Raw genomic sequence first — 24,133 nt, forward strand, 5'->3', positions numbered from 1 at the left:
GTGGGTGTCCCCCAATCTGACGTGGGTGTCCCCGATCTCGGTCTTGGCGACGTGGGTGTCCCTTATGGTTGTCGTCGCGCGCCGTGTGGTCGCGTGGCGCCGCCTAGCGGGGTTCGCCCAGGCTGATATCGTTGTGCGGTGTTTCGGTCATCAAAGTCTTTCCGTGGATTCTCGTGTGCGCATCGAAAGTGGAGACACCGGGGGCACTGCGCGCACGTCCATGGCTACAGTCGCGAGTTCACCTTCTGGTTCGAATCCATGGACCGGGACGAGAACGGGTTCGTGATGGAGTTCGGCGCGCTGAAGCCGCTCAAGGCCTGGCTCGACGAACAGTTCGACCACACGCTGCTGCTCGATGCAGACGACCCACTGATCGACGACTTTCGCGCGATCGAGAGGCGCGGCGGCGCGCGACTGAACGTGCTCCCCGACGTCAGCTGTGAGGGGACAGCCCACTTCGTGTACCAGCATGCTCGCGAATGGATCGCGGGCGCCACGAAGGGTCGTGTGTGGATCGTGTCGGTCGAGTGCCGCGAGAACGAGCACAACTCGGCAATCTACGTCGCTCCTAACCCGGCCAACCATGCCGCGCGCTGACTGCTGATGGCGAACGCGGCGGCACGCGGCGACCAACTCCCTCAGGTCGGCCTGGTGATTCCTGGTGTCCGGGGGACAGCGTGGGTCGAACGACTCGCGCGCTCGGAGTGTCCGGCATTCACGGCGCGCCGCGCGCGACGGGCAGAGGCGAGCGGCGCGGGGACCGACCCGATCGTGTGGACCACCGCGTTCGGTGCCAACGTCGAGGACGCCGATGGCAACGTGTTTGTGGACTTCACGAGCGGGTTCGGCGTGGCTGCCATTGGGCACAGGCACCCACAAGTCGTGGCGGCGCTTTCCGCGCAAGCCGCCAAGCTCATTCACGGACTCGGCGACGTGTACCCCTCCGACGTGAAGATCATGCTCCTCGAGCGCCTCGCTCAGCTGGGTCCCTGGCGTGAGACACGAGTGATCCTCGGTCTGTCGGGAAGCGACGCGATCGAGGCCGCACTGAAAACGGCCGCAATCGCAACCAGCCGCCCTGGCGTCCTTGGCTTCGAAGGCGGCTATCATGGGCTGGCGCACGGCCCACTCGCGCTGTGTGGCTACTCGGAGGGCTTCCGTCGACCGTTCGCATCGCAGCTCAACCCGCACGCTCGCGTATTGCCCTGGCCGAGTCCTGATTGCGCGCTCGAGGAAGCACTGGCCCCCGTCCGTGTCGCGTTCCGGGGACACCCATCCGAGCGTCCGGGTGCCATCCTCGTCGAGCCGGTGCAAGGTCGCGGAGGCGTGCGTGTGCCTCCTCCCGGGTTCCTCGCGGGCCTGCGCGAACTCTGCGATCACCACGGCGCCCTCCTCATCGCCGACGAGATCCTGACGGGGCTGGGGCGCTGCGGGGAGTGGTTGCTGTCCCTACGAGAGACGGAGCCACATCTGATCTGCGTCGGGAAGGCCCTTGGCGGTGGCATGCCAGTCTCGGCGTGCTTGGGCGATGCACAGTACATGTCGGCGTGGGGGAACCCAGACGGGGAGGCCCTCCACACCGGGACGTTCTTCGGACACCCACTCGGCGCAGCGGCTGCCCTCGCCGTCCTGGACGTCCTCGACGATGAACAACTCATCCAGCGGGGCCGCATGCGCGCAGTGCAGATGACGGAGCGACTGGGCATCCACGGCAACGTACGACACAGCGGACTCCTCTTCGCGCTCGAGTCAGGTCCAGCTTCGCGGACGCTCCGCTTGGTCCGGCAGCTGCTAGAACGAGGCTATCTGGTACTCCCCGCCGGCGCCGACGCGTCCGTCGTCCAGTTCGTGCCGCCGCTCAACATCAGCGAACAACAGGTGGAGGGACTGTTGGACGCGCTGGAGACGCTGGTGGGTGTCCCGTGAGCGACCGTCAGACCCCATCAGAGAAGGTGTCGTCCCACGCCGCTCTGAGAACGCGCGTGCTCGAGTTCATCGCTCGACACTCTGTGTCGCGCGTCGAGTGTGCCGAGAACGTCGACACTCGCTCCGAGCGCTCCGAGGACACCCACATCATGCGCTGTGATGACGCCCCCACTTCGGGAAGGGAGGGCCCGTCGGAGGAGGGCCCGTCGGGGGACACCCACCGGGAGCGTCCCTCCGGGGACACCCACCGGGAGCGTCCCTCCGGGGACGGGGACACCCACCGGGAGGGTGCGCACTGGAAAACCGAACGGTGGACGGAGGACTTCCGCGAATCCGACCAGCACTCGAGGGATGCTCTGTTCGCTGACCTCGCGACTTACCAGGCAGCACACGTGAGCCCGTACGCTCGCCTGTGCGCGGCCCGTGAGGTGTCAGTTCGGTCGTGGGCGCCTGCGCTCCCAACCGACGCCTTCCGCTACGCACGGATCGCGTCATTCCCGCCGACGGAGGACACCCATGTCTTCCGGACATCGGGCACGTCGTCCGGCGCGCGAGGAGCGCACCCGTTCCGCGACCTCGCCTTGTATGATGCGGCCGCACAAGCACATGCGCGGGACATGCTGTTTCCCGACGTTGCGCGAATGCCGTTGGTGATGCTCGCCGAGCACCCCTCCCGCGCTCACGAGAGTTCCCTCTCGTACATGTTGGGTCGATTCGAAGCCTGGTTCGGAGCAGGACCGGCCGCCTGGTGTTTTCGCGGATCGACGTTGGACACCAACGCCATGACGCGTGCACTCGAGGCGGCCGAGGCCGCGGGTGAGCCCATCGCGTTGCTGGGCACGTCGTTTGCGTTCGTGTTCGCGGAGGACGCTCTCGGCCAACGTCGCTTCGCGCTCCCGCGAGGGAGCCGCATCATGCAAACTGGCGGATACAAGGGCCGTTCCCGCGAGGTGGAGCCTGCGCTACTCCGAGGGATGCTGGCTGACCGGTACGGACTCGACGACGCGAACATCGTGGCCGAGTACGGAATGACCGAGATGAGCTCTCAGCTATACGAGGCATCACTACGCGATCGGGTGGAGGGACACCCATCGCCGCGTCACCACCTGATTGCGCCTCCCTGGGTCCGGGCTACCCCCGTGGACCCCGAGAGCCTTCAGCCTGTGCAGCGGGGCGAGGTGGGTGTCCTACGAATCGACGATGCCGCCAACCTGGACTCTGTCGCCTCCATCCTGACATCCGATCTCGCGGAACTGATGCCGGACGGTAGCCTGGTGCTGCACGGCCGTGCAGAAGGCTCGTCGTTGCGGGGATGCTCCTTGGCCGTGGAGGAGGCACTTGGACACCGTCCGACAGGGCCTTGGGCCCCCAGCCATGAAACCCCTACGCGTGACTTCGGGGCAGGTGAACTGGGTGAACTGGGGGGACACCCATCACGGACGACCGACTTCGACACCACTGGCGACTCCGAGGACACCCACCGGGAACGCGACTCCGAGGACACCCACCGGGAACGCGACTCCGAGGACACCCACCGGTGACGTTCGCGCTGGCAGACGCTCCCCTGGTCCTCGCGCTCGCAGCTAGGACCCGCCGCGCCAGCCCGTCGACCTTGTCCGCCGGTGAACGAGTGGACGCGCTGATGGGACTCGCGTCCTCGATGCAGAACCTGCGGGAGGGGGAGATCAAGTCCCTCGCGTGCAGCAGCGGACTCTCGTTGGAAGCGACACGTTGGGCCATCCGCTCGACGTTCGCGGACATGACGGCGCAACACCTGATCTCGTGGCTGAACGAGGCAGAACTCCCCGGCCATCGAGCGCGTCCGATTGGGCTGCTGGGTGTCGTGCTCAGCGGGAACGTACTCACGAGCCCCGCGCGGACCCTCCTGCTGCCGCTCCTGATGGGTGTCCCCGTTCTGGCGCGAGTGTCATCACGTGAGCAGCTCTTCGCGTCGCTGCTCGAACGGACGCTCCTCGATGGGTGTCCTGCGATGCGCTCCCTTGCGCGAGGGATCGGGCTGGTCTCGTTCGACTACGACGGGCCAGCAGGGGCGGAGACGCTGAGAGCGTTCTTGGGGGCCGTGGACACCGTGTCAGTCTATGGAGGCGACGAGACGTGCGGCGCCGTCGCGCGTCTTGCTCCGCTGGGTGTCCCCGTGCTTCAGCATGGACACGGTCTGGGTGTGGGTGTCCTCCCGAGCTCGGCAAATGCAGGACGCGAGGCCGTCGCCGAGGCGGCGGCCGCGTACGCGCTCGACGTGGCCGCCTACGACCAACGTGGCTGCCTTTCACCGCAGGCGATCTATGTCGAGGACAACGGATGGGTGTCCCCGGAGGGGTTCGCGGAGGAGTTGCTCGAGGCGCTGGACGTCCTGGAGCGCACCCTCCCTCGCGGGCCGTTGCCCACCAGCATCGCCGCAGAACAGGCGCAGTTCCGAGGCGTTGCCTCAGTCGTGGGGCGGGCGCTCGAGGGGAACGCTTCGTGCGTGACCTACGAAGCGGATCGGCCCCCCCGCAGCTCGCCCGGGTATCGCAACATTGCGGTCCACCGCTACGCAGACGAACCAGCGCTGTTGCGCAACCTGGGTGTCCTCGGTCCGCGGCTCAAGGTGATCGGGCTGGCTGGAACCGCTTTGACGCGCTCTCGACTGATGGGTGTCCTGCCGGCGGGACTGACGCCACGCGTGTGCGCTCCGGGGGAGATGCAGACACCCCCGTTCACGTGCGTGTGGGACGGCCTCCCAGCCTGGCACGGGCTGGTCCGGTACGTGGCATCGTAGCGTTGTGCAGCTGTCTTGCTGGATCGCTGCCACGCTCTCCCCGCAGGACCGCGCTCAGACGCCGATGAACAAGCGGTTCCCGAAGTTGCGCTCGAGACTGCTGTCGAAGATCTTCGAGGCGGCTGACTCGATGTCGTACTCGACGCGCTTGAACTCGAAGGTACGCGCGTCGCTGTCATAGATCGTGTAGCTCGCACGGTTGTCGTAGTCGCGCGGTTGGCCGACGGACCCGACGCTGACGATGTAGCGCGTCCCGCGCTCCAGCTTGAACTTGGTCGCAGGGAGCTCTTGCACCTCGCCAGGGCGCAGCGCGAACACCTTGCACAGGTGCGAGTGGCCGATGAGCGTGATGTCCCCCAGCTGGTCGAAGATGGGCAAGCACTCCCGCGCCTGCTCAGGGGCGAAGATGTACTCGAACTCCTCGAGACGCAGCGGGGACCCGTGGCACAGGTGGAGGCCGATGTCGTTGCGCTCCTGCTTGTACGGGAGCCCCTTGAGCCACGTCATGTTCGTGGGGCTCAAGATGCCAGCGTGATAGTCGAGCGCCTGGCGCGCGGCCTCGTAGTAGTACGAATAGTCCATGCGCCCGGCGACGGCTGCGTCGTGGTTGCCGAGGATGGTAGCCACGGTGACCTCGCGGACGATGTCCGCGCACTCGTTCGGGCTGGCCCCGTATCCGACGACGTCTCCCAGGCAGTAGAACTGGTCGATGGATTCGGTGGTGAACGCCTCCATCACCGCCGAGAGGGCTTCGATGTTCGCGTGTACGTCGCTGAAGATTCCGATGCGCATGCTGAACGACGACGGGTTCTCCCTTGCGAAGACCCGCGTCCTAGACCTGACGGTACGTCAGTTTGCGTCCGGAATCCACACGTAAGAACACCCCCCGCCGACTTCAGCCCGCCGTCTCGGGGTGCAACGCCCGGAACACCTTCTTCCCGAATTCCCTGGGTCCCGTCGGAGTGGCGCTCGCGTCGTAGAACTCGCGGAGGTGGCGCTCCACCGTGGGCAGTCGCGCCGGGATGGATCCCGCGACGTCGGCGACGACACGATGCGAATGGGACACGAGGTCCTCGACGACGCTGGCGTACCCCCCCTTCGCGAGATAGGCGAGGACGAGCGCCGCCCGGTCTGGCGTCAAGTCGCCAGTCTCGATGGCCGCGATGATGGACTCCAACGCTACGTCGCCAAACGCCGCGAGAGCGCGCGCGAACTCCTCCCAGAGCGATGTCGTCTCCGTACACGCGAGGTGGAGCAAACCTCCGATGGCCTCTTCGGCTTGGAGAGAAGACAGGGTCAGGGCTGCAGCTTGGCGAACGAACGTCTTCTTGGCCCCCAACGTGTCGAGCAGCATCGACACGACCGCCTCGCCCGCACGCTTCAACGCTGGCACCAGCGCGATCACCTCATCGCGTCGCATGTCACGCAGTGCGGCGCCAACCACCTCCGCGTGGAGCTCGGCGTCTCGACGCAGGAGTTCGGCGGCCGCGGCGCGTCGATGCGCGGCGTGACGCGTCAGTTCGATCAGCGCGGCCACATTGAGGGTCTCGAGTGCGCCCGAATCCGCCGCGATGTCGTCCGCGTCCATCGCGCGCAGCACGGCTTCGACGTCTACCGGGATGGGCACGGAAAACGCGGCAGCAGCTCCGCGCAGAGCATTCCAGTTCGCGGCGACCTCGGCGTCACGCAGCCCGCCGCGCTCGGGACCGGAGGTGAGCGTCAGGAACGCCACGAGCTGCTGGGCGACGATGTCCGCCGGTGTCATCGCCAAGCCTGCTGACACCCCCCACTGCATGAGCATGGGGGGCAGCGCAATCCCGACGCGCAGCGCGTCACGCACGACCGCTTCGCAGACCTCCTGAACGGCGGGTTCGGGGACACCCAGCCCGAGGCGCACCCGGTCACGACGCGAAGGCTCGAGCCAGCGCGCGACGTTGCGGATCTCCGCGCGCAGGTCGGTCGGCGATGAGGCCGCGCGACGCGGTTGGAAAGGGTGCTCCAGGGCATCGAGTGGCGGAGGCGCCGCCATGGCGCGTGCGATCGCCGTTGCCACCTCCACTGCGTCAGGGCCCGGCGTCGTGGGGCGGGCGAGGAGGCGAGCCACGTTGTCTTCACGCGGCGACCGGAGCTCGAAGCAACGGACTGGCGCGGGGCCTTCGTGGAACACGGCGACCGAGAGGACGAAGTCGCACGCCAAAGAACTGAGCAGCGCCCGTGGAGCTGGCGACGCGAGGTCCGCCGCGAGTCTCACGGCCTCGCCACGATCCGCGCTCAGGTCAGCGAGCGCCACCAGAACGATCGACCGACCGCCGACACTGGCGAACTGGACGGCTGCGTCGATGCCCGTTCCCTCGAACACCCCTGAGCGTGACTTGGCGAAGAGCCAGACGCGCCCAGCGAAGAGCCCCGCACGAAGCCGCCGCGAGTCTACTGCAAAGTCCCGAGGGACGTTCACGTTGGTCGGGAGGGCCGCGGGGAGTTCGCTCAGGATCGAGTAGGAGTCGGGGACGACCACCAGGTCAGAATCGTCCAACGTGAGCGGCTCATCCTCCTCGCCCTCTTGCAGCGTCACCCAATCCGCGTCGACCACGGCGTACTCGGGGCCCTCGTCCAGAAACGACTGAATCGGCGCGTCAGGCGGGGGAATCGCATCCGCCAGCTCCGCGTCCTCCACGTCTTGGATGTCGTCCACCAGCTCGACCGAGGGAAGGCTCGAGCTGGGCGCAGTCGTGCCGAAGTGGGCGGAGGACACCCATCCGATGTCTGTGTTGGCCTCGTCCTGGCCTGGGTCCTCCTCCGTGACGTCCCGGTCGTCCACGAGTCCGACGTCGTCCTCGAGACTCCGGGGCCCATCAACCGTCGTGGGTTCGAACGCGGCGTCCATGGTGTCGTGGCTGTCCTCGGGGGCCCCGACACCGCGATGGGTGTCCTCGGGGGCCCCGACACCGCGATGGGTGTCCTCGGGGGCCCCGACACCGCGATGGGTGTCCTCGGGGGCCCCGACACCTAGATGGGTGTCCTCTGTGCGCTGCGTGTGCTGCGTACCCCGAGTGGCCGCGGTGGCCTGAGTGTCTGCCGGGTCTCCCATGGGCTCGTTTACGCCGTGGGGCCCGTCGGTCCAATGGGTGTCCTCGCTCCACTCGCGCAACCCGCGCTCGGCGGTCCGATGGGTGTCCTCGCCCAGGTCGCCCGCGTCCTCGCTCTCGCCGAGTTCCTGGACGGCAGCGTCGGCGTCGAGCTCCTGGACCTCCTCGAGGGCCATGGCCTCGGCGTCGTCTACCAGGTCGGTCGCCAGGTGGGAGAGGTCTTCGTCGCTGAGCTCGGGCCCGAGCGGGAGCTCGTCGAGCTCGTCGTCGTACACGTTCTCGATGAGGGGCGGCGGCCCGATGGACGCTCGTTGTATCGCGAGCGCTGCGCGCAGGCCGATCGCGTCGATGACGACGCGGAAGTCGAAGGCGTACGCGGGGACGCTCTCGAGGGCGTCCAGCGCGTCCAGCAGCTCACGCCGGGCGCCAAGCTCGCGATGCCGGGCGGGCCCCGGCACGACGAGCACGAGCAGCGAGCTCTCACGCGCGTGAAACACATAGGGTTCGGCGAGGTCCGTTCCGTCGGGCAAGCGCATGAGCGTCCCGGCGAGGGCGCGTTCGGCGAACTCCGGGTCACCGTCCGCGTCGACCACGCGCACGAGGTCGAACGGCTCCAAGCTACCCGCGTCGCGCCCACGCCGCACGTGCACGCGCTCGGTCTGAGAGGGCCCGAGGGGACCGTCGGGGTAGCGTCGGGTCACGGTTGAACCCACGCTACCACGAGTGCCGCGACGACGGTGCGTTCCGTGTTGCGGATCGGTCCCCGGCCGTCAGTGCAGCTGGCCGTCACTGGGGAGCACGCCCGTGGTCAGCGTCGCCTCGTACACTTCGTGGCTGAAGTAGGGCGCGTCTTCCCCGGCCTTGAGCGCGAGGTGGCTGAGGACCAGATACACCTGCTCGACCGCTTCGAAGCGCAAGCTCAACCGGTAGTAGTCGGAGTCCCGCACCCCACCCAGAGCGTCTAGAGAAGCCTGCACGGGACCACGCTCGTGCGGCAGCATCTGGAGGTGCGCGTTCCACCCCTCCGCGGGTGCGCCGAGGATCGACTCGACCACCATCCCGACCGGATTGAAGTGCAGGAACGCGTGCTCGAACTCGAGACGATAGGCCCCGTAGTCGGTCCCTGGCGCGTGCCAGCGAGCGGGTCCCACCCCGCGCCGCAAGACCTCCCCGAAGTAGGCCCCCGCCATGGGCGCGAGCAGCTCGATGACCTCGGCGGGCGTCCCCTGCGCCATGCTGACGTAGTGGTCCAGGATGGGCAGGGTGTCCTGCGTGAAGTCCAGCTCGATGTCGAGCGCGCGCTTCACGGCGGTCACGCACGCGTGCGCCAGGTCGTCGAGGTGAACGACGTCCGACATCGTCAGTGGTCCGTCCCGGTCGCGGTCGAAGGCGCGGAGGGCGCTGGCGATGGCGCAGTGCCTGCAGCGGTCTCGCGACCCGCGTCGGTGGTGGCGCGGGCGATGCGGTCGGGATCCCCGAGGAACTCGAAGTGCATGGTGTCCTGCAAGCGGTCGCGCCCCAACCAGTAGAAGCCGAAGCGCTCGAACACGTGCACCCAGCACTCGGGCATGGCCATGCGGTCGTAGATCGAGTCGACCGGGCGCTGGCAGAGGGGGTGGTCGCCCCATTGCGCGACGCACATGCAGCAGGTGTTCTCGGTTGGGTCGACGTCGATGGCAATGCCGTAGACGTGATTGCTCACCTCACCGTTGTGGTAGGTGTTGCGGTCACGAATACCGGACAGGCGCCGCGGCGTGTAGACGGGGTCCGTGCACTCGGCGCGGATCTGCTGCTCCACACACCCCAGCACGGGCGCGATCTTGCGGTTCAGGCGCACGTTCAAGCCCATGAACGACACGCGCTCCGCGTTGTCCATTGGCGTGGACCGGTTCAGGGAGCGGCTCCCGAAACCCGTGAAGTAGCCGTACTGCTCGGTGCGGTAGTTCACGGCCCGCTGCGCCATCTGCCGGCGCTCGCGGCGCTCCGTGTCGCTCATGTCACGGGTCGTGCCCCAGTTGCTTCGGATCATGAAGTCCTGGGGGTCCTGGTAGTTGCAAGCGGTGTTGTTCGCGGGGCGCGGCGGGACGCGGTCGGGCACGGGGGCCGGCGTGGGGCGGCGCGCTTGCCCGCGAGCCTGACCGTAGCCGAGGCAGAAACCAGCGACGCTGGCCATGACGAGCAGCGCAGAGAGGGGTCGGGCGAGTGAGTGCATCGCTTGGGGGATACTCCAAAGTCGGGCTCCCATCCAATGGCCGGGGGCGCCGCCCGACTTTCCAGCGGCACCCCCGGACACCCAAGAGCCTCCCCGAGACGCCGCGGACGCGGGCCGGATTCAACCGCGCGCACCCGTCCGGGAGCTCCTGTCCCGACGTCCGGTCGCGCCGTGTGGACGGGCGGGCTCAGAACCGCAGCACCACCGCGGCGCCGCCGGGCGCCCCAGCCGTGCCCGAGCGCCCGGGGGAGAAGCCCGCGCGCCCACCAGCTCCTGCCACCCCCACGAGATCCACCATCGTGTCGGCAGAGAGCTGCTGCAGATACGCATCTTCGACGTCGGGGCCTGTGACCGCGAACGCATGCGCGCCGCCGCCACAGCCGCCACCGCCACCGCCACCCGCGCCGCCGTCGCCGCCGTCGCCCCCGCGGCCACCATTGCGTGCGCACCAGAAGGGTGCCACCCCGCCCGCCAAGCCGTCGCCGCCTTGTCCGCCGCGCGCGCCTACCCCTCCGTCGCCGCCATCACCACCGCTCTCGGTCTGCACGCGGCTCACCTCGAAGCGCGGTCCGTTCGTCATGCCAGCCGGCAGGCGCACCACCACGGCGACGGACGTGCCGCCACCCTCCCCACCCTCTGCGCGTGGCGCGCCGCAGCCACCGCTACCACCGCCACCCCCGCCGCCGCCGGCCCGGTCGCCACCGAAGCAGAAGCCCGTGCCACCGATGATGGCGTAACCCGCGCCAGAGGACCCGCCGCCCCCGCCGCTACCGTGCGTGCCAGCCGCACCGTCTGCGCCCGCCGCACCGTGAAGGCGCCCACTCACCGCATCGAACACGGGTCCCCCGCCGCAGCCGAGACCTCCCTCGCCATCCGCCCCCGACGCGCCGTCTTGCCCGTTGCCTCCTTCGCGCGGCAGCGTGGGGTTGTCGTCGCAGAAGTTGCAAGCCGCGCGGTTGGTCGGTGCATCGTACGTCGTCGCTCCCGCCGCCCCGGGATCGGGTCCATGACCAGCTCGCGCGCTCGGGTTCGGCACCGCGAGCGCGAGCACGGTCGCGATGTCGCACACGCCGCCTGTCGTGAAGTCCGTGCAGCCCGCGTTCGCACAAGGGGACCCGTTCGTACACGAGAGCGGCTCGCAGGTCTCGTCGGCTCCGCGTCCACCGGACACGTCCATGGCTCCGCAGCGCAACAGCCCCGCTGCGCCACCGCTCACGGCGCGACACGTGCCGTCTCCCGTACCGCCCCCGCCCGTGGCCCCGTCCGCTCCCTCCAGCTGCTCGAGCGATGTGAGGGTCGCGTCCAGCTCGGCGAGGTTGTCGCTGGAGTCGTCTCCCTCGAGCCCGCCCTGTCCGCGCCCCGCGAACACCGTGACGTGCGAGAACACCAACGCCGAGCTGCACCCGTCGAGGTACACCGCCGTGCTGCCCTGCCCCGACGTCGTGGCATCCGCGGCCCGCACCTGAAAGCCGTCTACGCGGGTCGCCGTGCGCACGTCCCGAGCGACGATGACTGGCTCCCCTGGCTGGTCGGGGCGCTCCAGCGTCACGGGATACAGCGCGACGTCTCGGTCGCGGAAGTCCACACGATAGCCGCCGAACACGTCCACCCCCGGCACCAACGTGACCAACCCGGGATAGACGCCGCCAGCGACGAGCACGTCCTTGCCCGAGGCTGCCCCGCGCTGCAGGGCCGCTCCGACCGTACGCATCGGCCGCACCAGCGTGCCGGGATCGGCGTCGTTGCCAGTCGGGGTGACGTGCACGAACGCGTCCTCGTCGTCGACGACGCCATCGCAGTCTGCGTCGCCGCCGACCACGGGGGGCGGGCCTTCGCCGTCCCAGCGCTCGCACTCGCACCCGTTGGCGACCAGGCCGTCCACGTCGACGAAGCCGTCCTCGCAGCGTACGTCGCAGCGCGCGTCGAGCCCGTCCGGCCCGGGCGACACGAGGCCCACGCACTCGGCCAGCATGTTGGGGCCGGGAGGTGCGCACGGCGTGTTGCATGCGCCGCAGTGGAGGGGGTCGCGCGCGAAGCGCCCCTCGGCGTCCAAGAAGTCCTCGTCGACGAGCGCGTCGCAGTCTTCGTCCTCGCCGTTGCAGCTCTCGCTCAGGACGGGGACGCACGTCCCGAGGCCGCCGGGCTCGCACGGTCGCTCCCCCGCACACACGTCGCCACGCGCGCTCGTGAGCAGGCAGGCGAAGCGCGCGTCCACGTCGACACCCGCGCACTCGCAGGTCCCCGACGGCGGCACACACGCGCCGTCGGTGCACGCGAGGCCGGGCCCGCACGCTTCACCGCACGGCTCGAAGCACCGCGCGTCGCCTGCGGCGAGCACACGGCAGGTCGCCCCCGGGAACCGGAGCGCGCACTCGGTATCGTCCGCACAGGGCGCGCACGTCACGGGCACGTCCGGCACGCAGCTCCCCGCGTCTGCACGATGGGTCCCCGGAGGGCATGATACGAGCACACAGGTGGGCGCCTGCGCGATGATCTCGCAGGCGGTCTCGGCTGCCGTCGGGAACACCTCCGCGCAGCTCACGCCGCAACCTCCGCAGTGTTCACTCGTGGCGTACACGCCCGTCTCGTCGAGGAACCCTTCGTCCACGCGACCGTCGCAGTCGTCGTCGCCGTAGTCGCAGGTCTCGTCGCCGCAGCGGTGCGCCTTGAAACAACCCGGCAGCAAGTGGAGCAGAACGATCACGGTCGCAGCGGCGGCTCGAGACCCACGTCCGACGCGTCGAGCGAAACCGCAGTCGAAGTCAGCGTGAGAGAACATCGAACGACCCTCCTTGGATGCCGTCGCCACCCTGCGCGGCACCGCCGCCGCCCCGGCCCGCGCGCCCGGCCATGCCCACGTCGAAGGTGTTGAGCGCGCGCCAGCGGCTGGCATCCGCCGCGCTGCCACCCCACACGCCGAGGCTGGCGCCACCACAGCCGCCGCCGCCGCCGCCGCCGTCTCCGCCCCGTCCGCCGGAGCCGCCTCGCTCTCCGGGAAAGGGGCCGGCGAGCGTCGGGGTGATGCGCTCGGCGAGGGGGATGAAGCCGCCAGGAGCGCCAGGGCTGCCCGCACCGCCGCCACCGCCTGCGCCGCCGTCCCCACCCCGCCCGCCATCGGGCGCGGTCAAGCGCGAGCCCTGAACGACGAGGCCCGGCGCACTGCTGTCGTCCACGTAGACGGCGATGGCTGGGCCGCCGCTGGTGCCCGCGCTGCCTGCGCCTCCGCCGCAGCCCCCCGCGCCGCCGCCGCCGCCGCCGCCGCCGAGCCCGTCTGCGAACTCGCACGCGTTCGGGATGAAGTCCATCTCCGCGCCGCCCCCTGCGCCCCCGCCGCCGCCACCGGAGGCTGCCGTGCCGGCGCTCCCGCTCGTGGAAGTGCCCGGCGTCCATGTGGTCCCCGCGAAGCGTCCGAGCGCGTCGGCGCATCCCGCCCCACGGCTACCTGCGGTTCCATCTGCTCCTGCGTCACCGGGCCGGGGTCCCGTGAACATGCTCGGCACCTGGAAGTCGGCGAGTCCGCAACACACGGGGCGCGGGCAGCTGGAGCCCGTCACTGGGCCGCGCGAGTCCTGGCCGCCGTCGCCCCCGCGTCCAGGCGCGCGACCTTGGCCTCGGTCGCCCTGCGGCTGGAAGTTGGCGAAGAAGGGGCACCCCGCGGACGCGCCCGCGCCGCCCGCCGTGCTCTGCCCTGCACACACGTGCTGACCTCCTGCACCCCCCGCGACCGTGTTCGCCGGCCCGCTGGTGCACTGTCGGCCGCTCTCGAGCGCCCCGCGCGGCGGCGCACCTTCCAGCGGCAACGTCGCGGGAGACGCCCCCGGCATTCCGGCCGTCCCATCGCGGCCCGCTCCTGGGACGCCAGGGCGAACGTCGATGGTGTCGAGGCGCAACGTGCGACCGCCGGACAGGCACCCGAGCCAGATCGCGACCGACGCGGACGATGGCTCCACGGCGTCGCGCCCACGCACGCTCAACCACTCGATGACCGTGTCGCCTGGGGTGCAGTCGGTCGACATGAGCGCCGCACCGCCAGGCAGCGGTGAGTCGAGTGGCGCGCGCAGCACCGTGGTGAAGCCCGCGGGGTCGAGCGCCAGGAAGTCACGCCGGTAGCCCCCGTGCAGACGTACGCCGCTGGGGAGCGTGAGCGCCTCGACATAGGTCCCACTCGCGATGAACACGTCGGGGCGACCGGCCTCCATCGCCCGCTCGATGGCCGCCGTCACGGTCGCCATCGGGCGCGTCGGGGACCCTGGGCCTGCGTCGTCGCCGTCGGGAGCGACGTACACGCTGAGCGTCACCTCGCCATCCGCACCGTCGCAGTTCACGTCGAGGTCTTGACCCACCGCGCCAACGGGGCCCGGCGCGTCGTCGAGGCTCGTCACCGTGCACTCACAGCCTGTCGCGATGTCGCGATCACCATCCACGCGATCGCCTGGCTGCACCCCGTCCAGTGTGTCGGGGCAGCTGAGCACGCAGGCTGGGGCGAACGGATCGCCGCCGCACACGAGGTCGCCTTCTGGGACGGGTGAGAGCGCGCAGTCCACGCCGCACTGCCCGCAGTGATGCAGGTCCGAGTATCCGCCGACCGCGTTGCGAAAGTCCTCGTCCACCTCGCCGTCGCAGTCGTCATCGCGCTCGTTGCAGGACTCGACCGGAGCGACGCACTCGCTCAGGACGCCCGCGAGGCACGTCGCCCGTCCGGGACACGCGGGCATGTCGGGCTCGGGGAGCGGGTCTGGCAGCGGGATCCCCGCGGGGCCGCCTGGGGCGTCCTCGTCGGTCGTGTCGACGACGCACGCGAGCTCGAAGGAGTCCGAGGGCTCGCAGCTGCAGCTGCCACCGGCCGGTGCACACACGCCGTCCGCCTGGCACGCATAGCCGCTGGGACAGCCGACCTCGCACGCGACCGCGCAGCGACGCTCTCCTCCGACATCGGCGCACGAAGCGAGCGCGCCGAGGCCGCAGTCCGTGTCCTGCGTGCAGGGCAGGCACAGATGATCGTACGCGGGCACACAGCGACCCGAGCGCGAGGGCCAGAAGCCGGGGACACACAGCGTGGCGCCGCACACGGGGTTCTCGTCCACCAACAGGCAGTCCATCTCGAGAGTGGCCGTATCGGGCACCACGCACTCGACCCCGCACGCCCCGCAGTGTCGGGGATGCACGTAGCGACCGAGCGCGTCGCGGAAGTCCTCGTCCACCGCCCCGTCCAGGTCCTGGTCCAGTCCGTCGCAGAGCTCGTCCCCAGTCATCCGCTCGCTGACGCTCGAGTCGACCGACTCGTCCAGCAGCGTCCGCGCCCCACACCCGAGCACGGAGAAGGCCAGCAGCAGGATGACGAAGAGCAGCTCGGCCGGACGCGCGGCCACCTCGAGTTCGGGGACACCCATGTGTGCTCGCAGTATGGCGGGCCGCTGCGCAGAACGCCGACTTTGTCGCGGGCGGCGTCATTTGCTGGACGCTTGGTCGAGAATGGTGCAGGGACACCCACCATCGGCCGATGGCAGACCCGTCGGGGGACACCCACTTGCGGACCATGCAACCCCACGAGCGCGAGCGCACACTCAACCTGGCGTCGGAGCCATCCTACCCCCTGCGGGCCCACGGTGAGCTGCAGGCGGCCGGGTCACGTTCGCGCGACGCCGACGCCCTCGGCGCGTCCCTGGGGGACACCCACCGCGTGACGCGTGCTCGTGGCCCTCGTGATATACCCCCAAACACGGACACACTTATCCCTTGAACGCGGTGGATTGGGGTGTCAGCATGTCGTCACTGGGCGAGGTGGGAACCGTTCTCGGATCGCGCCACTGTTCTAAAACATGAACAATAACGTAAGCTTCTTGGTCTTTGTAGAGCGCGGGAGCGCGCGCCGACTAAAGGCCCGTCTGGAGGGCCACGCGGATGTGCAATTGGTGTCCACGGTTGCGGAGGCGCGTCCATTGCTGCGCTCCGCGACCCGCTGGCTCGCCTGGTGGGTCGACGGGACCGCGGATGGAGCGGCGCTGACGAGCTTGTGGCGCAACCGTCCGCCAGACTGCAACCCTCCAGTCATCGTTCAGTCGGACTCCCGTCCCGAACTGAGCTGTTCCGAGCTTCCCCACCGTTGGCTGCCCAAGAGCGCCCCCCGCGCCGAGGAGCGTTACTTCTTGGGGTACTCTCTAGCCTACGAGGTAACGCGCCGAGCCCTGGTCGCAGCGGCGGTGGAGAACGTGGGCCGGGAGCACGAGCTCACCGCGAGGCAGATGGAGCTGGCCGCCATCGCGACCCTCCCCCACGGCCGCGACGACATCCTGCGTGGGCTCGGCGTCTCGCAGAACACGTTGAAGACGCGCGTGCGCCAGCTGTTGCACGTCCTGCAACACGAGACCCTGGACGCGCTGGGAAAGACGCTCCTGCGCCGCGCGGTGGACTTGGCACCCACGCCGGAGGTGGTCCACGGCGCACCGCCGCAGCCCGCGGCGCGACCGGGCGTGGGGCTGCTCCCTGCCGAACGACGCGCGTCCACGCGAACGGCGCCTCGCGACGCAAGCGTACCCGCCGTGGGCATGGCCGCCTCCGAGCTGGGCGGTTCGAGTGAACCGGACACGCACGAGCGCAGATAGCCGCGCGGGCCGAGCGGGCGGGCCATTCGCCAGCGACGTCAGCGGGGGTTCGACGTGCGCCACGTACGCGAGGCCCGCAGGTGTAGACACGCAGCCATCTGGAGGAGGCTTGCTCAGCGTCGTGGGTCTGGATCGGGATCCGGGTCTCCCGAGGCGATCGTGTAGGTCGCCAACGTGATGCGCCCGTCGTGGCCCTTTCCGAGGAAGTCGTCGCTCTTCTCCCGCGCGTCCTTGGCCTCCCGGCGCGCCCTCTTCACCTCGCCAACGAGAAACGCCATGTCTTCGTAGCTAGCGGCCACTTCACGCGCGACGTTCTTGTCGGCCGTCTCGAGCAGAGCGCGCCCATGCGCGTCGCGGACGACCCAGCGTGGTTCTGCGCCGTCGACCCGCCAGGGCCCCACTGGCATCGCGTCCCAGCGCTTCTCGATCTCTCGGAGACGGTCGAACATCTTCTGGAGCGTACCAGGGTCCGCGCCAGATGGGTGGGAGGATGCACCGGTCTCGGCCCTGGCGGAGCTCGCGGATGGGTGTCCTCCGAACGTCGCGGCTCGCGGATGGGTGTCCTCCGAACATCGCGGCTCGGGTACACTCGCGCGCATGATCCTGGACCGATTTCGGATGGACGGGCGCGTGGCGCTGATCACGGGCGCTGGCAAGGGCATTGGACGCGGCATCGCGCTCGCGTACGCAGAGGCGGGGGCGGACGTCGTGGTGGCCTCGCGGACGCTGGCCGACGTGGAGGAGGTAGCGGAGGCCGCGCGGGCGCTGGGTCGGCGCGCGACGGCGGTGGCCTGCGACGTGACGGAACGCGCGCAGCTGGAGGCGCTGATGGCGCGCACGATGAGCGAGCACGAGCGTCTGGACGTGCTGGTGAACAACGCGGGTGGGGCACCCCACGTGCCGTTCCTGCGCACGAGCGAGCAGGTGTTCGAAGACGCGCTGCGCTTCAACCTGACCCAAGCGTTCCTGCTCTCGCGCCTGGCGACGCCGCACTTGCTCGCGTCCGGGCGGGGCTCCATCGTCAACATCTCGAGCTCGCTCGGGCGCATCGTGGGGCGCGGCTTCGTGGCCTACGGCACGGCCAAGGCCGCGCTGCAGCACATGACGCGGCTGATGGCCAACGAGCTCGCGCCCAAGGTGCGCGTGAACGCCATCTGCTGTGGCGCGATCGAGACCGAGGCGCTCGGGAAGTTCCTGGCCAACCCCGCCGTACGAGAGGGTCTCGTCAAGCGCACGCCGCTGCGCGCGGTCGGCCGGGTGGAGGACATCGCTGCAACAGCGGTCTACCTCGCGTCCGACGCGGGCAGCTACATGACGGGTCGCATCCTCGCTGTCGATGGTGGCATCGAGATCAGCAACACCCCCTTCGACACCCCGGACCTCTGATGACCGCACGCTACTGCTTCGTCCTCTCCCGCCCCGTGGGTGCGTCCCTCGAGGCGTTCTCGCAGGCCCTGCTGGGCTCCACTCAGAAGGCCCTCGAGCGCTTCAGGCCCAGCGCGCTCACCATCGACACCGCCCTCCCGCCCGAGAGCGGCGCGGCGCTCAACGCCAAGCGCGATGGGGACGGCGCGCTGCTCAGCGGCATCGTCCACGCCACCCTGGCCGATCGCGCGGACGCGCTCGCGATGATGGCCGTGCTGGACCCCACGCTGAAGTACGTGGACGGCTACGCCGTGTCCCAAGACATCCCACGCGACTACGAGCGCACGTGGGAGCTCGGCACGCCTTCACCCGGTGTGCGCCAGGTGACCCTGCTGCAGCCCAAGCCCGGCCTGTCGCGCGACGACTTCATGGAGCACTGGCACGGCAAGCACGGCCCTCTGGCGCTCGAGGTACATCCCATCTGGCGGTACGACCGCAACGCCGTACTCAGCGGCCTCGGCGAGCACACGCCCCCGCTCGCAGGCATCGTCGCGCTGCACTTCCGCGAGCTGGCCGACGCGACGGATCCCAAGCGCCTCTACGGCGGCGACGACGCCAACATGGCGCGCATCTTCGAGGACGTCAGCTCCTTCCTCGACATGCGCACGCTGCGCGTGATGCTCATGCGCGAGCACGTCTTCGCGACCGAGTAGCTTCAGAGCAGCGCGGCATGGAGATCCCTCCCGACACCTTGGTGCGGCTCACGCTCGACCCGGCCGACCATGTGCTGCTCCTCGACCACGGGGCGACCACCACCTGCCCCTTCGCGTCCGGGGCGCTCGTGCGTCGAACCGACGAGCGGGTCGTGTTGCGCTTCGCGGAGGGGCTCGTGACGCGCCCTGACGACCCTCGGACGGCCGAGGCGAACTCGGTCGGGAGCGGGGAGCGCCACGCCCACGTGAGCTTCACGATGGTGGACGACGCGCTGTCCGTGCCCGACGCGCTCTTCCTGCTGTCCGTGCTGTGGTTGACGGACTACCACGCCGACGCGTTTCTGCACGAAAGCCGGAGCTTCGAGTTCGTCGACGCTCGGTCGGGTCAGGCCATCGCGCTGCCACACCCCCCTCGCATCGAGACGTCGCAGGCGCTCCTCGCCGCGCTCCCCCTGGCCGCGCGCCTCCGCGCGCTCCTCGCCGCGTGCGAGCTGGCGGTACCCGTCTGGTCGGCGTGGGCCCGGACGGGCGACCTCACCTACTACGACGGGATCATGTCCATGGCTTCCGTCCCCGCGAGGCTGGCGGAGTCCACCCTCGCGGCGGTCGCACGCTGGCTGGAAGACGGTATCCCCGAGCCGCTGGCGGAGCAGCTGAGCGCGTATCGGTCCCTGCACTGGCCCATGCTGGAAGACAATTGGAGCGTCCCCCCGAACGTGTACTACAGCCTGTTCGCGCCGCGAAACCTCGCCGACTGTGCGCTCGAGGGTGGGGACCTGGACGCGGCGCGGGTGTGCCTGCAGCAGGCCACGGCAGCGCGCGCGACGAACGCCCTCGACGAGTTCCTTGGGGAGCCGTTTCGCAAGGCCTTCCTCCTCGGATGGTGGCGCGCCTGCGTCCACATCCTGCGAGGCGCGCCCGTGCCGGTGCTCGAGCTGGCGAGCCCCAGGAACGGGTCTCACCCCGCGAGCGGCAAGTCGCCATAGTGACCACGGGCGAGCGCGTAGGGCGCGATGGACTCACGCGTCGCGCGCCGAGTGCTCAGCAGCGCGCGATACAGCTGGTCCCACTTGACTGGGCAGAGGTAGTCGCGCGTGGTGTCCTCGGCCGATGCGGACAGCGCCGCGTACAGGACGGGGTCGTCCATCAGCCGCTCGACCGCGCGGGCCAGCGCGTCCGCCGAGCCAGCCTGAAAGCGCACCCCCGTCACTCCGTCACGCATCCGCCACGCGAACATCGGGTGGTCCGAGAACACGACGGGGCTACGCGAGCACAGCCCTTCGTAGATGGTCATCGGCAGCCCCTCGGGGTACTCGTGGCGCGTGGGCACGAGCACCGCGTCATGCTCACTCATGAGCGGCACGATGTGCGCGTGCGGGCGCTTTCCCAGGAAGTGCACGTGCGCGTCGAGACCCAGCCGCGCAACCTCGGCGACCAGCGTGGGCGAAGTCCCCCCCACCAACGAGAGCTCCACCTCGCGCCCGCCCCGGCGCAACATGTCTACGGCCCGGATGGCGTCCCCTACGCCCTTCGACTCCAGCATCATGCCGACGTAGACGACGCGAAACGGGCCCTCACGGCGCAACGTCTTCGGTGGATTGTCCGCAGCCCGGATGGTCGGGGGCCAGTCGAAGGGAACCACCTTCTCCGGCCGCACACCGATACGTGCGAGGTCGAGCGACGCCGCGAGGTTGTGGTTGGACACCCACGCCACACCCGGTCGATTGAGCAGCCCCGCGAGCGCCCGGTACTTCAGTCGTGCGCCGCGCGACGCGCGGGTGAAGCTATCCGCGAACACGGCGAACGTACGCGCGCGCTGCATGAGCGCCCACGCCAGCACGGTGGGCTCGGGGCACGCGACCGCGATGTGTGTCGGTCGCTCACGCTGGGCAACCCGCAGGAGCGCGAAATGGGCGAGACGCGCTTGGACACCGCGGCCTGGCGGGTACAGCTCCGAGCCCACCACGTACACGCCGTTGTGCAGCCGCCGCCGCGGGTAGGACGTGCCGTACGACAACACCGTGACCCGCGCGACGTGGCGCGCGACGTCGGCGAGGAAGTCGACCGTGTAGCGCTGCGCGAAATAGGTCTCCCCGCCACCTCGCTGGAAGCGTTCGGCGGCGTCGGCGTAGCAGCCATACTGGATCACCAGCAAGCGGGTCTTCGGGTCGAGCTCGTCGCGCAGGGGCTGCGTCACCATCACGGCCGCTCCTTGCTGTAGGTGCGGGTAGGATTTTGTGGGCGAACAAGCTTCCGGTCAAGCGACCCAGGCGCGTTCACTCGGGCAGCGTGATCACGGGCGCGGGACCGAACAACGTCTCCAACGGGTTGCGGGTGCCCTGACCACTTCCGTCCAGCGAGTTGATCTCCGCCTGAGACATGTCGACGCGCGGGGCGAAGACATCGTCGTGGAACGCGTCCACCACGCGCTGCGCCAGGACGTCCAGGTCGTCCGCGTCGTGGTCCACGCTGACCTCACCGCAGCCGAACACACGCCCGGCGCCTCCCAAGAGGCAGACGCGCCCCCCCGCGGCCCGGACGTCGACCTGCGCGGTCAGCGGCGCGTCGGACCTCACATCGAAGCGGGGGCTACGTCGGAGCGCCGCAGCCACCATCTGCGCGAGGGCGTCCCCCTGCACCTGCAGGCGGACGGGCACGGGGACCTCGAGCCGCCGGAACACGCCAGGGTCGACCCCGAGCACAGCGTCGTAGTTCACGTCCAGCCCCGCCTGCGCCATCAAGGCCATCACGCGCGCGCGGAGCAAGGCGTCGCCCGTCCCGACCCCCGCGAGCGCCGCCGCAGCATGTCGCTGGACCGCGGCGTCATCACCTTGTGCGAGCGCCACCTCTGCCCGCAGCGCAGCGTAGTAAGGGTCCGCCTGCTCGCGCTGGTCCCCCTCGTCCGCCCGTGCGATGGCCTCGTGCATCACACCCGCCCCGAACAACTCGACCAGATCCCCGGTGAGCCACGGCGGCTGGATGCCACTCGAAGCGGCGCCGAAGCGCAGCAAGCCGACCAACACCGCGTCGTCGCCGCTGAGGATGCGCGTGGCCTCCCGCCCGCTCGCGAACGCCTGCGCGCGCAACCAGAGCGCCTCCAGATGCGCTCCGAGGCGCGCGTGCCAGGCGAGCGCGGCGGCACCCTCGACGCGACTCTCGGCGGCGATCCGCCGCGCGCGGCGATCGATGAGCGCGGTGAGCGCCCGGTCCTGGGCGGGGTCACGGCTGTTGTGGGCGCGACGGTCGGGCGTGACCATGGCCTTGCTCGTGACGGTCAGCGCGGCCTCGTGCATGCCGGTCACCAACATGAACTCTGCGATGGCGCGCCGGCTCTCGTTGCGGTCGGCGTCACGCGCGAACGGTGGGCGACGAGCACGCCAAGCCGCGATCTCTTGCAGCGCCTGGCCCGCCTCCGCGAAGCGCCCCGCGCGGGTGTAGAGCTCCGCCAGCTCCAGCCACGGGTTGCCGTAGGTCGAGGGCTCCGCCTGTGTGGCCTCGAGCAACGTGCGCTCGGCCTCGGCGAGCTGGAACGCGCCGCGCGCAGCCTCCGCGAAGTTGGTCAGGTCCACCACGGAGACGGCGCCGCGGCTGCGGGAGTAGGCGAGGGCCTGCGCGCACGCGTCGTAGCTGGCCCCGTCGCGTCCAGCTTCGAACTCGATGGCGCACAGCGCGTTGAGCGCCAACACGGTCTGCCCGGGTCGCTCCTCCGCCAGCCCCTGCTGCGCGGCGGCGCGCGCGGCCTCGTAGCGACCCATCTTCATGAGCGACCAGGCCACCTCGGCCACCATGCGCGGCTGGTAGCGCTCGTTGAAGCGCTCGATCAGGGCGATGCGCTCGGCGTGATGGCCCAGCTCGCCGTGGATGTTGCCCAGCTCCTGCAGGATGCGCGCGTGCCACATCCATGGCGCGGGGGCGCGTGGGTCAGGCCCGAAGCGCGCCTCGAAGTACTGCAGCGCGAGGTTCGCGTGATAGAGCGCCCGCGGGAAGTTGGCCTCGGCGAAGTGCTGCGCGAAGGCGAGCACCAGGTGCCCGATGAACGAGGTGGGCTCGGCGGCCACCAGGGCCTCACCCAGCTCGCGCGCCCGGATGAGCTCGTTCTGCTCCACCGCAGCGAACGCGGCCTGCTCTCTCGGGGTCTCCGCCGTCCACGCGGGGAGGGTCTCCTGGGCCTGCACGCGCACGGCCACCTCGCACAACGCGAGCACCCCCACCAACGAAGCGCACGCGAGCCCGACGGCGCGTCGGCGTCGCGAAGTGGGTGTCCACCGTCGAGTCGTCCGTGGGGTGGCCCAGCTCATCTCAGCGCGTCACCCGTGAGAGGCGCTCGAGCTGCGGGACCAGCGCGTCATGGATGATGGCCTCGGCCCGGACGCCGCCAGGCGCGAGCGTGAGGCGATGCGCGAAGACGTGCGGTGCGATCGCGGCGAGGTCGTCTGGAGAGACGTAGTCGCGCCCCATGATCAGCGCGTGGGCCTGCAGCGCAGGCAGCATCAGCACCAGCGCGCGCGTCGAGGCCCCCTGCAGCGTGCGTGGATCGGCGCGGAGGGCGTGCGCGAGGTCCACCAGGCACTCGCGGAAGAGCGGGTGGATGACCACCCCTTCCCGCATGGTGCGACGGGCGGAGAGCAGCTCGCCGCGCTGGACGGTCTCTGCCTCGGCCGCGCGCGCCAGCGTCGGTGTCGGGTAGCTGGCCAGCACGTCGAGCTCCGCTTCGCGCGCGATGTGCTTCATGACCAGCTTGAACAGGAAGCGGTCGAGCTGCGGTGTGGGGAGCGGGTAGGTGCCCGCCAGGTCGAGTGGGTTCTGCGTCGCGATTACAAAGAACAGGTCGTCGAGCGGGTGGCTGACGTTGTCGGCCGTGACCTGCTTCTCGCCCATCGCCTCGAGCATGGCGGACTGGACCTTGGGCGACGTGCGGTTGATCTCGTCGGCGAGCACTACGTGCGCGAAGAGCGGCCCGGGGCGGAAGACGAAGCGCTGCGACTCCATGTCGAAGATGTTGGTGCCCGTGATGTCGCTCGGCAGCAGGTCGGGGGTGAACTGGACGCGTCGGAACGCGGCGATGCCCGACGCGGTGTCGTCGTCCGCGATGCCCTCGCCGAGCGCGCGCGCCAGCGTGGTCTTGCCCGAACCGGGGTAGTCCTCGAGGAGCACGTGGCCGTCGGCGAGCAGCGCGACCAGGACCAGGTCGATGACCTCGTCGCGCCCCTTGACCGCCGCGCGCAGCCGGTGGCGGAGGCGCGTGATCACGGCGTGCGCCGCGTCGAGGGTCGTGGGGGCGGAGGTTCCTCCGGTGGTGGCACCGGCGCCGCTGGGAGCGCTGGAGCTCACGGCAGATGCGTCGGAGGGGCGGAGCGGAGTGTCGGTGGAGGTGGTCATGATGGCTCGGGGGTGCAGGGCGCGCGGGAGAGGCGGCGGGAGGCGGCTGAAGGCGGCTGGAGGCGGCGGGA

The 24,133-nt window shown here is 70.0% G+C and carries 18 protein-coding genes; 8 read left to right on the forward strand and 10 right to left on the reverse strand.

Going from position 1 to position 24,133, the window contains the following annotated elements:
- The first annotated feature begins 138 nt into the window (after positions 1 to 138).
- The 4 genes from H6726_01380 (at position 139) to H6726_01395 (ending at position 4,705) form a co-directional block, all read left to right on the forward strand.
- Positions 139 to 597 (forward strand): 6-carboxytetrahydropterin synthase, encoded by a 459-nt coding sequence (locus H6726_01380; protein MCB9656272.1) that lies wholly within the window; start codon positions 139 to 141, stop codon positions 595 to 597.
- A 174-nt stretch (positions 598 to 771) separates the two neighbouring features.
- Entirely contained in the window at positions 772 to 1,926 is a 1,155-nt protein-coding gene (locus H6726_01385; protein ID MCB9656273.1) for an aspartate aminotransferase family protein, read from the forward strand.
- A 782-nt stretch (positions 1,927 to 2,708) separates the two neighbouring features.
- Positions 2,709 to 3,467 carry a hypothetical protein gene (locus tag H6726_01390; protein MCB9656274.1) on the forward strand — a complete coding sequence of 253 codons (759 nt, stop codon included), beginning with the start codon at positions 2,709 to 2,711 and terminating at the stop codon, positions 3,465 to 3,467.
- A 101-nt stretch (positions 3,468 to 3,568) separates the two neighbouring features.
- Entirely contained in the window at positions 3,569 to 4,705 is a 1,137-nt protein-coding gene (locus H6726_01395) for a hypothetical protein (GenBank protein ID MCB9656275.1), read from the forward strand.
- A 54-nt stretch (positions 4,706 to 4,759) separates the two neighbouring features.
- On the opposite strand, the gene H6726_01400 is transcribed toward H6726_01395, so the two are convergent.
- From H6726_01400 to H6726_01425, 6 genes are all read right to left on the reverse strand, one after another.
- Entirely contained in the window at positions 4,760 to 5,497 is a 738-nt protein-coding gene (locus tag H6726_01400) for a metallophosphoesterase family protein (GenBank protein ID MCB9656276.1), read from the reverse strand.
- Positions 5,498 to 5,600: 103 nt separating this feature from the next.
- Complete coding sequence (locus tag H6726_01405; GenBank protein ID MCB9656277.1) at positions 5,601 to 8,492, reverse strand: hypothetical protein; 2,892 nt, start codon at positions 8,490 to 8,492, stop codon at positions 5,601 to 5,603.
- A gap of 69 nt (positions 8,493 to 8,561) precedes the next feature.
- Positions 8,562 to 9,149 (reverse strand): hypothetical protein, encoded by a 588-nt coding sequence (locus H6726_01410; GenBank protein MCB9656278.1) that lies wholly within the window; start codon positions 9,147 to 9,149, stop codon positions 8,562 to 8,564.
- 2 nt (positions 9,150 to 9,151) lie between these two features.
- Positions 9,152 to 10,003, reverse strand: a complete 852-nt coding sequence (locus H6726_01415; protein MCB9656279.1) for a M15 family metallopeptidase — start codon at positions 10,001 to 10,003, stop codon at positions 9,152 to 9,154.
- A 187-nt stretch (positions 10,004 to 10,190) separates the two neighbouring features.
- Positions 10,191 to 12,707 carry a hypothetical protein gene (locus H6726_01420; GenBank protein ID MCB9656280.1) on the reverse strand — a complete coding sequence of 839 codons (2,517 nt, stop codon included), beginning with the start codon at positions 12,705 to 12,707 and terminating at the stop codon, positions 10,191 to 10,193.
- A 58-nt stretch (positions 12,708 to 12,765) separates the two neighbouring features.
- A complete protein-coding gene (locus H6726_01425) occupies positions 12,766 to 15,393 on the reverse strand; it encodes a hypothetical protein (GenBank protein MCB9656281.1) in 2,628 nt (875 codons plus the stop codon).
- Between the two features lie 522 nt (positions 15,394 to 15,915).
- Between H6726_01425 and H6726_01430 the strand changes: the two genes are divergently transcribed.
- Positions 15,916 to 16,605, forward strand: coding sequence for a hypothetical protein (locus H6726_01430; protein MCB9656282.1), 690 nt, complete (start codon positions 15,916 to 15,918; stop codon positions 16,603 to 16,605).
- 113 nt (positions 16,606 to 16,718) lie between these two features.
- Here H6726_01430 and H6726_01435 read toward each other — a convergent pair whose 3' ends face one another.
- Positions 16,719 to 17,054 (reverse strand): hypothetical protein, encoded by a 336-nt coding sequence (locus H6726_01435; protein ID MCB9656283.1) that lies wholly within the window; start codon positions 17,052 to 17,054, stop codon positions 16,719 to 16,721.
- 148 nt (positions 17,055 to 17,202) lie between these two features.
- Between H6726_01435 and H6726_01440 the strand changes: the two genes are divergently transcribed.
- Genes H6726_01440 through H6726_01450 form a run of 3 tightly spaced genes read left to right on the forward strand, consistent with a single transcriptional unit; the run spans position 17,203 to position 19,669 of the window.
- Positions 17,203 to 17,991, forward strand: coding sequence for a glucose 1-dehydrogenase (locus H6726_01440; protein ID MCB9656284.1), 789 nt, complete (start codon positions 17,203 to 17,205; stop codon positions 17,989 to 17,991).
- Complete coding sequence (locus tag H6726_01445; protein ID MCB9656285.1) at positions 17,991 to 18,683, forward strand: EthD domain-containing protein; 693 nt, start codon at positions 17,991 to 17,993, stop codon at positions 18,681 to 18,683. Before H6726_01440 ends, H6726_01445 begins: the two co-directional genes overlap by 1 nt.
- Before the next feature lie 17 nt (positions 18,684 to 18,700).
- Positions 18,701 to 19,669 carry a hypothetical protein gene (locus H6726_01450; GenBank protein MCB9656286.1) on the forward strand — a complete coding sequence of 323 codons (969 nt, stop codon included), beginning with the start codon at positions 18,701 to 18,703 and terminating at the stop codon, positions 19,667 to 19,669.
- Here H6726_01450 and H6726_01455 read toward each other — a convergent pair.
- From H6726_01455 to H6726_01465, 3 genes are all read right to left on the reverse strand, one after another.
- On the reverse strand, positions 19,642 to 20,883 hold the full coding sequence (locus tag H6726_01455; protein ID MCB9656287.1) for a glycosyltransferase family 4 protein: 1,242 nt from the start codon (positions 20,881 to 20,883) through the stop codon (positions 19,642 to 19,644). The genes H6726_01450 and H6726_01455 overlap by 28 nt on opposite strands.
- A gap of 76 nt (positions 20,884 to 20,959) precedes the next feature.
- A complete protein-coding gene (locus H6726_01460; protein MCB9656288.1) occupies positions 20,960 to 22,888 on the reverse strand; it encodes a hypothetical protein in 1,929 nt (642 codons plus the stop codon).
- Positions 22,889 to 22,982: 94 nt separating this feature from the next.
- Complete coding sequence (locus tag H6726_01465; GenBank protein ID MCB9656289.1) at positions 22,983 to 24,062, reverse strand: AAA family ATPase; 1,080 nt, start codon at positions 24,060 to 24,062, stop codon at positions 22,983 to 22,985.
- Between the last annotated feature and the right edge of the window lie 71 nt (positions 24,063 to 24,133).

The sequence above is a fragment of the Sandaracinaceae bacterium genome, assembly GCA_020633055.1.
Classification (GTDB): domain Bacteria; phylum Myxococcota_A; class Polyangia; order Polyangiales; family Houyiibacteriaceae; genus JADJJE01.

Coding starts and splice junctions, on each gene's coding strand:
- H6726_01435 (MCB9656283.1), bottom strand. CDS start 17,054: ATGTTCGACCGTCTCCGAGAGATCGAGAAGCGCTGGGACGCGATGCCA.
- H6726_01410 (MCB9656278.1), bottom strand. CDS start 9,149: ATGTCGGACGTCGTTCACCTCGACGACCTGGCGCACGCGTGCGTGACC.
- H6726_01440 (MCB9656284.1), top strand. CDS start 17,203: ATGATCCTGGACCGATTTCGGATGGACGGGCGCGTGGCGCTGATCACG.
- H6726_01465 (MCB9656289.1), bottom strand. CDS start 24,062: ATGACCACCTCCACCGACACTCCGCTCCGCCCCTCCGACGCATCTGCC.
- H6726_01450 (MCB9656286.1), top strand. CDS start 18,701: ATGGAGATCCCTCCCGACACCTTGGTGCGGCTCACGCTCGACCCGGCC.
- H6726_01395 (MCB9656275.1), top strand. CDS start 3,569: ATGGGACTCGCGTCCTCGATGCAGAACCTGCGGGAGGGGGAGATCAAG.
- H6726_01415 (MCB9656279.1), bottom strand. CDS start 10,003: ATGCACTCACTCGCCCGACCCCTCTCTGCGCTGCTCGTCATGGCCAGC.
- H6726_01425 (MCB9656281.1), bottom strand. CDS start 15,393: ATGGGTGTCCCCGAACTCGAGGTGGCCGCGCGTCCGGCCGAGCTGCTC.
- H6726_01390 (MCB9656274.1), top strand. CDS start 2,709: ATGACGCGTGCACTCGAGGCGGCCGAGGCCGCGGGTGAGCCCATCGCG.
- H6726_01445 (MCB9656285.1), top strand. CDS start 17,991: ATGACCGCACGCTACTGCTTCGTCCTCTCCCGCCCCGTGGGTGCGTCC.
- H6726_01400 (MCB9656276.1), bottom strand. CDS start 5,497: ATGCGCATCGGAATCTTCAGCGACGTACACGCGAACATCGAAGCCCTC.
- H6726_01455 (MCB9656287.1), bottom strand. CDS start 20,883: ATGGTGACGCAGCCCCTGCGCGACGAGCTCGACCCGAAGACCCGCTTG.